Annotated in this window: 3 protein-coding genes; all 3 read right to left on the reverse strand. The window is 40.9% G+C overall.

Features of this window, described 5'->3' with window-relative positions:
• Positions 1-2,162, reverse strand: a 2,162-nt coding sequence (gyrB, locus tag Q0338_RS03375) for a DNA topoisomerase (ATP-hydrolyzing) subunit B (protein ID WP_298085530.1), incomplete at its 3' end; no start/stop codon positions are given.
• Positions 2,163-2,179: 17 nt separating this feature from the next.
• Positions 2,180-3,247 carry a DNA polymerase III subunit beta gene (gene dnaN, locus Q0338_RS03380; protein WP_298085531.1) on the reverse strand — a complete coding sequence of 356 codons (1,068 nt, stop codon included), beginning with the start codon at positions 3,245-3,247 and terminating at the stop codon, positions 2,180-2,182.
• A gap of 138 nt (positions 3,248-3,385) precedes the next feature.
• Positions 3,386-4,276, reverse strand: an 891-nt coding sequence (gene dnaA, locus Q0338_RS03385; protein ID WP_298085532.1) for a chromosomal replication initiator protein DnaA, incomplete at its 5' end; no start/stop codon positions are given.

Consider the following 4,276-nt stretch of genomic DNA (forward strand, 5'->3'; position numbering starts at 1 on the left):
TTCATCGTCGTCTCCCACAGCTGCTCCGGATTCATCTCACCAAGGCCTTTATAGCGTTGTATATAGGCGCCTTTTTTGGCATTTTTCTCGATCTCGTCTAGCACGTCTATCACGTCGCCTTTTAGCTCGATGCCGCGCTCTTTTATCTTTTGACTGATATAAAGCGCTTCTTCGTAAAGCGGATTTGTAAATAAATTTTCATTTACCAAAAGCTCTTCTAGGCCGCTTTCGGTTTGTACGTAAATTCTAGCTTCCTCTTCGCTGACGTAGGAGTTTAGGATATTGTGCCCTTGAGCCTCTAAATAATTTTTCAAAATTTCAAAAATTTCGCCGTAGCTTTTTGATACTATATCAGGATTTTCGATCATATACCTAACAGCAGAAATCACGCTAAAGCGCTTTTCAAGCTCTTTTAATACGCTTCTATAAGCCGCGACTATCTTTAAAAAGTCTATGAGATCAGCGTTTCCTATACCTTCAAACTCGACCCCTTCGATGCCGGTTTCTATTAGAAATTCATTGAGCGCTCTTTCGTCTTTTAGATAAATCTCTTTTTTACCCTTTTTATAGCGGTAAAGAGGCGGTTGAGCTAGATAGATATGACCGTTTTCCACTACTTTGTGTAAAAATCTAAAGAAAAACGTCAAAAGTAGCGTCTGGATATGACTACCGTCGACGTCGGCATCGGTCATGATGATGATTTTGTGGTAGCGAAGCCTCTCGGCGTCAAATTCTTCGCCGATACCGCAACCTAGCGCGGTTATCATATTTTTTATTTCGTCTGATTTTAAAATTTTATCTAAACGCGATTTTTCGACGTTTAAAATTTTACCTTTTAGCGGCAAAATCGCCTGAAATACCCTATCGCGTCCTTGCTTGGCCGAACCGCCCGCAGAGTCTCCCTCCACCAGATAAAGCTCGCTGATCGTTGGATCTTTACTCTGGCAGTCTGCTAATTTACCCGGCAGCGTTCCTATGCTTAGACCCTCTTTTTTACGCGTTAGATCGCGAGCTTTTTTAGCCGCTTCGCGTCCGCGCGCTGCCATCAGCGCTTTTTCCATTATGGCGCGAGCTTCGATCGGGTTTTCTTCAAAATACTTGCTAAGCACCTCAAAAACCATCTTTTGAACGATTGGTTTTACGTAGCTTGAGCCTAGTTTTCCTTTTGTCTGGCCCTCAAACTGCGGCTCTGGTACCTTTACGCTAATAACTGCGATAAGACCCTCACGGATATCTTCGCCAGTGATTTTCGTGTCTTTTTCGCGGGCTGCGGCGTTTGCGGCGATGTAGTTTGTTATCACGCGAGTTAAACCCGCGCGAAATCCCGCCTCGTGCGTACCGCCGTCAGGGGTTTTAATGTTATTTACGAAGCTTAGTAAATTTTCGCTATAAGTATCGTTGTACATCAGCGCAAAATCGACTAAAACATCCTCTTCGCCGCCGCTAAACGATACGGCTTTGCTTACGGCTTCGTTTTTATTTAAATCGGTTACGAAACTCTCAAGTCCGCCCTCGTAGTGAAAACTCTCGTTTCTACCGTTTCTTTGATCTTTAAAATTTATCGTGATTTTCGGGTTTAGATAGGCTAGCTCGCGAAAACGTTTAGTTAAAATTTCATCGTTAAATTCCGTAACCTCAAAAATACTATCGTCAGGCCAAAACTCTACCTGAGTACCGGTTCTATTTGTGGTTTTTATAACCTCAAGGTCGCTTTGCGGGATACCTTTTGAGAATTCTTGTCTATGTAGTTTGCCGTCGCGTTTGATGTTCACGACTAGTTTTTTAGAAAGCGCGTTTACGACGCTAACGCCCACGCCGTGCAGACCGCCTGAGACCTTATAAGTGTCCTTGTCAAATTTACCGCCTGCGTGAAGTACGGTTAAAACGACAGTAGCGGCTGAAATTTTCTCCGTAGGGTGCATATCGACAGGTATACCGCGTCCGTTATCGGTGATGATAGCAGAGCCTTCGCGCGTTAGTTCTACGTCTATCGTATCACAGTAGCCCGCCATCGCTTCGTCTATGGAGTTATCGACGACCTCGTAGATCATGTGATGTAGGCCGCTTATGTTAGTATCGCCGATGTACATGCCGGGGCGTTTTCTAACCGCTTCGAGCCCTTTTAAAACTTTAATATTTTCCGCGCCGTAATTTTGCTGCATTATTTACCTTTGTTATTTTATAAATTTATCGGCATGATTACCGTTTTTAGCTCGTTTGAGCTCACCGTAAAGGCTAAATTTGAGTCGTTAAATCCAAATTCGAAATGTTCCTCTTCGATGCTTTGTAAGAAATCAAGCAAGTATCTATTTTTCACGCCGACGTAGATTTCTTCTTCTAGTCCGGTTGCAAATTCTATCGTTGTTTTAGCCTCAGAGTTATCCTCTACGATGCTTTCAAAGCTTATGGTTTGAGGCGCAAATACGATTTTCGTGCTCTCCGAGATGATTGAGACGGTTTTGATGCCTTCTATCATCTTATCTCTGCTTAGTCTTAGTCTTCGTTTTATTTCTTGCGGGATTACTCTGTTGTAGTCAGGAAATCTGCCGTTTATAAGCTTTGTAAAAAACTCGAAATTTGCGCTTTGAGCGATCAGAGTCGTATCGTCGTAGTAAATTTCGATCTTGTCAAAAAATAGCTTTTGTATCTCGCTAATAGCTTTTTTTGGGATTATTAGGGAAAATTCGCTCTGAGTTGGCGTTTCAAATCTAAATACGCTAAGCCTTTTCGTGTCGGTGCCGACTATGTTTATGTAGTTTTGCTTAATGTCAATAAGAGCGCCGTTTAGCTCAAATTTAGGGTTATTATTGTCGATGCTTGTAAAAATTTTCTTTAAACTTCGTCCAAGCATTACGGCGTCGACTTCAAATTTATTTTTATTTTCTATCGTCGGGAAATTTGGAAAATCCTCAAATTTATACATCGGAAGCTTATATTTTGAGTTTTTTTGTTTTATATAGAGGTAGTTATTTACTGTCTCTAGTGTGATTTCTTCGTCTTTTAGGCTTCTTATGATGTCAAGTAATTTCTTACCGTTTGCAGTAGCATTTCCCTCGTCCATGATTTTGACATTTGAGAGCTTATATGCTAGGCCGATCTCGTGGTCTGTTGCTTTGATATTTAGGATACCGTCTTTAGCTCCGATAAATATATGCGAAGTTATAGCGCTTAGATCCTTTTTTTCTAAGTAAGGATTGGTATTTGTTACGATGCTTTCTAAAGCATTTTTGTTAATTGCGACTTTCATTTTTTTCCTTTTGTTTTTAAATTTCTTTTAGTAGCATTAGTAGGGGGCGTGAAAAGTTTAAAACTGCTTTTATTTGCTTTAAATAAGGTATTTGCTGCGTTAAAAAAACTGCTTATTTTTTCACTTTTATTCACGTTTTTACTCTTTGGTTAAAATTTTATTCTTTAGTTCTTCGACGCGAACTTTAAAATATTCGTTCGTTTCTATTAGCTCGTTTATCTTTTTTATGCTGTGGCTTACAGCGGAGTGATCTTTCATGTTGAAAAACTGTGCGATCTGCGGCATCGAGTTTGGCGTCAAATTTTTAGCCAGATATATCACGATGCGTCTAGCTTCGACGATATTTTTCGAGCGTGATTTGCTTTTCATCTCGCTTGGTTTGACGTTTAGCTCTTTGCTTACGATTTCAACGATATTTTCTAGATTTATATTTTCGCGCTTTTCTTTTATCTGATCGCGCAGGATATTTTTGGCAAATTCTAGCGTGATTTCTTGTCTCATGAGCCTTGCGTAAGCGTTTAAATTTATTATCGCACTTTCGATTTCTCGGATGTTATCGCCCATATTTGTAGCGATGTAGTTTATGACGTCTTTGTCGAGGTAAATTTTATCAAATTCGCATTTTTTCTTGATTATTGCGATTTTAGTATCGAGCTCCGGCGGTGTGATATCGGCGATGATGCCCCACTCAAAACGCGTTCTTAGCCTATCTTCAAAGCCTTTTAGCAGCTTTGGTTGGCGGTCCGAGGTCATCACGATCTGGCCGTTTTTAGCGTGAAGCTCGTTAAACGTGTGGAAAAATTCCTCTTGGATTTTATCCGTTTTACCTAAAAACTGCACGTCGTCGATGAGTAAAACGTCGCAGTTTCGGTACTTTTCGCGAAATCGCTCCATCGAGTGATTGTTGAGGTTATAAGTAAAGTCCGTGATAAACTGCTCGCTCGTGACGCAAATGACCATTTTGCCGCCGTTTAGGCAAAAATTTCCGACTGATTGCAAAAGGTGAGTTTTGCCAAGTCCGGTTGGGCC

The organism is uncultured Campylobacter sp. (assembly GCF_938018145.1).
Lineage (GTDB): Bacteria > Campylobacterota > Campylobacteria > Campylobacterales > Campylobacteraceae > Campylobacter_A.